Source organism: Streptosporangium sp. NPDC006930, assembly GCF_040635605.1.
In the GTDB taxonomy this organism is placed as follows: Bacteria; Actinomycetota; Actinomycetes; order Streptosporangiales; family Streptosporangiaceae; genus Streptosporangium.
The window spans coordinates 1-1480 of record NZ_JBEYID010000070.1; the positions used below are offsets into that span (position 1 = coordinate 1).

Here is a 1480-nt window from a genome sequence, read left to right on the forward strand (position 1 = left end):
AACCGCGAGCCGACGAACCGCTCATCGGCCAACCACTCCTGCAGCAGTTCCAACACCTGCGCGACCACCGCGTGCGTCGACTCCACCACGTCCTCGGCAACGGCCGACCCCACCGAGACCATGACCACATCCGGCACCGACTCCAGCAGGGCCAGGTCAGAAAGGGCTTCTCCGGCGAGTTCGACCACGTCCGGTTCGGCGTCGGATACCGGCATCTGAGCCGAGGGCGTCCACTCCAGCCTGAACAACGCGTCCCGCTCCACCGCTGGGGTGCTACCGACGGCGACGAGCTGGTCGGCCGAGACCGGGCGCAGCACCAGGGAACGCGCCGACACCACCGGCTCCCCGGCGGAGTCCACCGCGCTCAGCGACACCGCGTCCTCGCCCACCTTGGCCAGTCGCACCCTCAGCAGAGTCGCCCCACTCGCGTGCAGGCACACCTCGTCCCAGGAGAACGGCAAGCGCGTACCCGCCGCGGCGTCCAGCCCGGCGAAGCTCACCGCGTGCAACGCCGCGTCCAGCAACGCCGGATGCACCCCGAACGAACCCGCGTCCGACTGCGCCTCCTCCGGCAGCGCCACCTCGGCGAACACCGCGCCATCGGCACCCCGCCAGGCCGCCCGCAATCCCTGGAACACCGGGCCATAGGCGAGCAGCCCTTCGGCCAGCTGGTCGTAGAGGCCGTCCAGCTCGATCGCGGTCGCGTCGGCCGGAGGCCACACCGCCGTGTCGAACGGCACCGCGGCCCGGCTCCCCATGGCGAGCGTGCCGGTGGCGTGCCGCACCCACGGCACCTCCTCGGTCGCGTCCGCCGAACGGGCGTAGATGCTCACGCTCCGCCGACCGGTCTCCTCCGGCGCACCCACCGCGATCTGCACCACGACCGCGTCGTCCTCGCCCAGCACCAGCGGAGCGTCCAGGATCAACTCCTCGACCAGCTCGCAACCGACCTGGTCACCGGCACGCACCGCCAGCTCCACGAACCCGGTCCCTGGGAAGAACACCATCCCGGCCACCACGTGATCGGCCAGCCACGGATGCGACGAGAGCGACAACCGGCCCGTCAGCACCATCCCGTCAGAATCGGCCAGGCCCACCGCCGCACCCAGCAGCGGATGCCCCGTAGCGGCCAGGCCCAGCACGCGGGCATCACCGCTCTGCCTCTCGTTCGGCCAGAACCGCTGGTGCTGGAAGGCGTACGTCGGCAGGTCGATCCGTCGGCCTCCGGTCAGCACCTGCTGCCAGTCGACCTTCACGCCCCGGACGAACAACTCCGCGGCCGAGACCAGCACCCGCTCCAAGCCACCCTCATCGCGGCGCAACGTCCCGGAGATCACCGTGACGGTGTCGGTCTCGTCCACACACTCGCCGATACCGACCGTCAACACCGGATGCGGACTCACCTCCACGAACACCCGATACCGCTGCTCCAGCAACTGCCCAACCGCCGGAGCGAACGCCACCGTGCGCCGCAGATTCT

General features: G+C 70.5%; 1 protein-coding gene. It reads right to left on the bottom strand.

Annotation, left to right across the window (positions count from 1 at the left end):
* A partial coding sequence (locus ABZ664_RS39385; RefSeq protein ID WP_362522395.1) for a polyketide synthase dehydratase domain-containing protein occupies nt 1-1480 on the bottom strand: 1480 nt, incomplete at both ends.